Here is a 3,404-nt window from a genome sequence, read left to right on the forward strand (position 1 = left end):
TACAAAGGGTACGAGCAAGAGATTTATGGCATTTGTCTCATCGATTGATTCGTAAGATTCTGTCTCATAATCTATGCTTTGTACTCAACAAAAAACTTGGTAACCCGCCTCTTCAGTTTGAATTGCTTATTTCAAGTTGAGAGTGGGGTATATAGAACTAAAAATATAGAAAGCACATTAATCTGATGTTTCTTAAAGACTGAATGAACGAACATTACTTACAATCCTACTGCGTATTGTTACTTTTCCTGCATTGGTTTTCACTCGTTAACCTCACTATACTTATGCCTACTGACAGTTCAGATGAAATTTTACTGTTTAAGTAGATCGGTAGGTGGTAGTAGAATTTAAATAATAAGCTATCCTTTCATCTACGGTTTAATATTGGTTTTGTTCGACTTTACTTTTATCATTTACAGCGAGGATGTTTATTATGAAAAAACTGCTAACCACCACCGTGATGGCCGCTTCATTGTCGGCGTTAACCCTAACCGGCTGTACTAGTACGACCAGTACTGGCGCCGTTGGTGTTGATCGCCAACAACTACTGCTAGTTTCTAGCGAGCAGGTACAGCAACTATCGGCGCAAAGTTATAATAAAAATATTCAAGAAGCCAAGTCGCGTGGAGTGCTTGATAACAATAAAGCTCAGCTAAACCGTCTCAAAAAGATATCTAACCGCCTGATCGGTCAAGTTGGGGTGTATCGCCCTGATGCGGCAAAATGGCAGTGGGAAGTACACACCATTAAGTCTAATGAGCTAAATGCTTTCGTTATGCCAGGTGGTAAGATTATGTTTTATTCAGGCATCATCGATCGGTTGAACTTGACCGATGATGAGATCGCGGCAATTATGGGCCATGAAATGTCTCACGCCCTACGCGAGCACTCACGTGAACGTCTTTCGCGTGAATATGCCACTCAAACCGGTATTGGTGTCGCCGCTAGTATCTTTGGTTTATCACAAGGTCAAGCCGACCTTGCAAACGTCGCTGGCGATTTGGGCCTAAGCCGTCCACACAGTCGTACCCAAGAAGCCGAAGCCGACCAAATTGGTCTTGAGCTAATGGCACGCGCAGGATACAACCCACAAGCCGCTGTTAGCTTATGGCAAAAAATGCAGCGCGCCAGCCAAGGTGAGCCGCCACAATTCTTAAGTACTCACCCAACCAGCGGTAACCGCATTGCACAAATACAATCTTTGCTGCCAAAAGTGATGCCGTTATACCAAAAAGCACGTCGTTAATGGCTAATTTTTAGTGAAGCACTGATAAGATTAAGTACTAATAGCAGAGCACAGATTCCATATTGTGTTCTGCTTTTTTATGCTTTAAAGATGTACTTTAGTACTAGATTAATTCAACGCTGTATAACACAGCTTAGATATGAAGGTCTGTTATAATGACCGCAACTTGCCATCAATAAATGGCTAAGACCATTTGATACATTCATAAAGATTTTAAAGCATAAAACTATAAAGGATTGTTATGACCACTACACCTACCGCCGACGCCCTTAATAATCAGCTACAAGATTTACAACCGCAGCATATCGAACTGACTAATGAATCAATGAATCACGCGGGTTACTTTGAAGGCAAAGAAAGCCACTTTAAACTGGTTATTGTTAGTGACACCTTTGAAGGCAAAAGATTGGTTGCGCGTCATCAGCTGGTATATGGTCTGGCAAATTCATTATTGACCTCACAAGGCGGTCAAATTCATGCTTTGGCTATCCATGCCTATACACCCACAGAGTGGCAAGGTCAAAGCCCTGATAGCCCGTTATGCGCTGGACAAAACCAAGGTTAAGTAGCTATATTTTAGGCAGCTAAAATTAAAGACAATCAATAAGCTAAATAACTGCATCTTTAGAGGAAATGATATTCGATGAAACATTTACATATGCTTATGGCAGTACTAATCATTGTGCTGTTTGTATACCAAAGCTATTTGGTTTTAAGCAGCAACAGACAAGCGCCACGGGCAGTGAAAATAGCGACCCATGTTATTTACGCTTTAGTTATCGTGTCAGGGGCAGTCATGCTGATGCAACTAATGAGCGCCAATGCACCTGTACAATGGGTGTTTGCCAAGATTATCTTACTCGTTGCGGCCATTAGCTCGAGTATAAAAGCCTTTAACAATGATGCGACGCCTACCCAAAGGAAAACAGGCATCCTCATTGCCGCTGTGGCGTATATTGGTATCGTGATACTCGCCTTTGCCAAGCCTGCAAACCTATTTTGATAAGCACCTATTTTGATAAATATAGAGTATTTTAATGATATCAATTTCTCGGTTGTTAACCTTAAAAAAGACTGAGTCATCGCTATATTTTTAATATCTTAATCTCGTTACTTTTGCTATCTTAAATGTATACAAATACAACCACTTAGCCTAATGGAGCCATTATGAAAACTCTCACTGCCGCCACATTACTAGCAACAGCTGGCATTTTCGGTCTCTCAGGCTGTGCTTCTACGGGTAATATTACCCCGCAATACGTAGCACCAAGTACTTATCAAAGCTATGATTGCCAAGCGCTTAACCAAGAATATACCCGTGTCAATCGTTATGTAAATGCGGCGCGCAACGAGCAATCCACTCTATCTGCTTCAGGTGTCGGGGTTGGCGTTTCTGCAGGGCGTTGGGGGATTTCTCCTAATATCAGCTTTGGTGTGGGTAAAAGCAACAACACCAAAGCTCGCGATGCGAAGTTATCACGTCTGTACGGCGAGCGTGATGCGATTATTCAGTCTGCTCGTATCCAGCGTTGCAGCTTTGCCAATGGCGTCAAAATTTATGGTGAGTAGTCACGGATACTTAATTTAGCATTATTAACTTAATGAGATCATTTAACTATGAATAGCCTTCATACGCACTATGACACTTTGATGGTATCTAGAAATGCATCTCCGGAAGTCATACGAGCTGCTTTTAAGTCTTTATCGCAAAAGTACCATCCCGATAGAAATAACCATCCAAATGCTGATCAAATCATGCAGCAATTTAATGAAGCCTATGCCGCATTGTCCAACCCTATAGAACGCAGTAAGTACGACAGATCGTTGGCTGAGTATGAAAGTAAACTGAATGAAGAGTCTCTATATGATTCTGCTAGAAAAGACTACGGTTCAGAACGACAAAACAAAGTAGTTGTCATTAATATTCCAGATTCGATATCACTTAGTGGCACAAAAGAAAAAATTCATGATTTTGTATCTAGTAAACCTAGTTCAGCAACGTCTAACTCAAAGGGATTAAAGTTATTTTTGAATTTTATAACCGTAATTATGATAATAATAATTATTGGATTTTTTATCTTATTTGCTATTGAGATTGTGACCTAGGGGCTGTATAGAATTCAAATCAGCGGCAGCCAGATAAAGACACAAGCGAGAA

The 3,404-nt window shown here is 40.8% G+C and carries 5 protein-coding genes and 1 pseudogene; all 6 read left to right on the forward strand.

All coding sequences use genetic code 11. The annotated features are described in order from the left end of the window. A pseudogene (locus tag EI162_RS13785) lies at positions 1 to 140 on the forward strand (IS982 family transposase); the annotation flags it as partial. A gap of 293 nt (positions 141 to 433) precedes the next feature. Beyond that, positions 434 to 1,246 carry a M48 family metallopeptidase gene (locus EI162_RS13790; RefSeq protein ID WP_192524876.1) on the forward strand — a complete coding sequence of 271 codons (813 nt, stop codon included), beginning with the start codon at positions 434 to 436 and terminating at the stop codon, positions 1,244 to 1,246. 241 nt (positions 1,247 to 1,487) lie between these two features. After that, positions 1,488 to 1,811, forward strand: coding sequence for a BolA family protein (locus tag EI162_RS13795; RefSeq protein ID WP_192524877.1), 324 nt, complete (start codon positions 1,488 to 1,490; stop codon positions 1,809 to 1,811). Between the two features lie 78 nt (positions 1,812 to 1,889). Next, entirely contained in the window at positions 1,890 to 2,249 is a 360-nt protein-coding gene (locus EI162_RS13800; RefSeq protein ID WP_192524878.1) for a SirB2 family protein, read from the forward strand. A 164-nt stretch (positions 2,250 to 2,413) separates the two neighbouring features. Beyond that, positions 2,414 to 2,815 carry a hypothetical protein gene (locus EI162_RS13805; protein ID WP_192524879.1) on the forward strand — a complete coding sequence of 134 codons (402 nt, stop codon included), beginning with the start codon at positions 2,414 to 2,416 and terminating at the stop codon, positions 2,813 to 2,815. Between the two features lie 48 nt (positions 2,816 to 2,863). After that, positions 2,864 to 3,352, forward strand: a complete 489-nt coding sequence (locus tag EI162_RS13810; RefSeq protein WP_192524880.1) for a J domain-containing protein — start codon at positions 2,864 to 2,866, stop codon at positions 3,350 to 3,352. Positions 3,353 to 3,404: the final 52 nt, after the last annotated feature.

It is taken from the genome of Psychrobacter sp. FME6, assembly GCF_014861365.1.
Taxonomy (GTDB): domain Bacteria; phylum Pseudomonadota; class Gammaproteobacteria; order Pseudomonadales; family Moraxellaceae; genus Psychrobacter.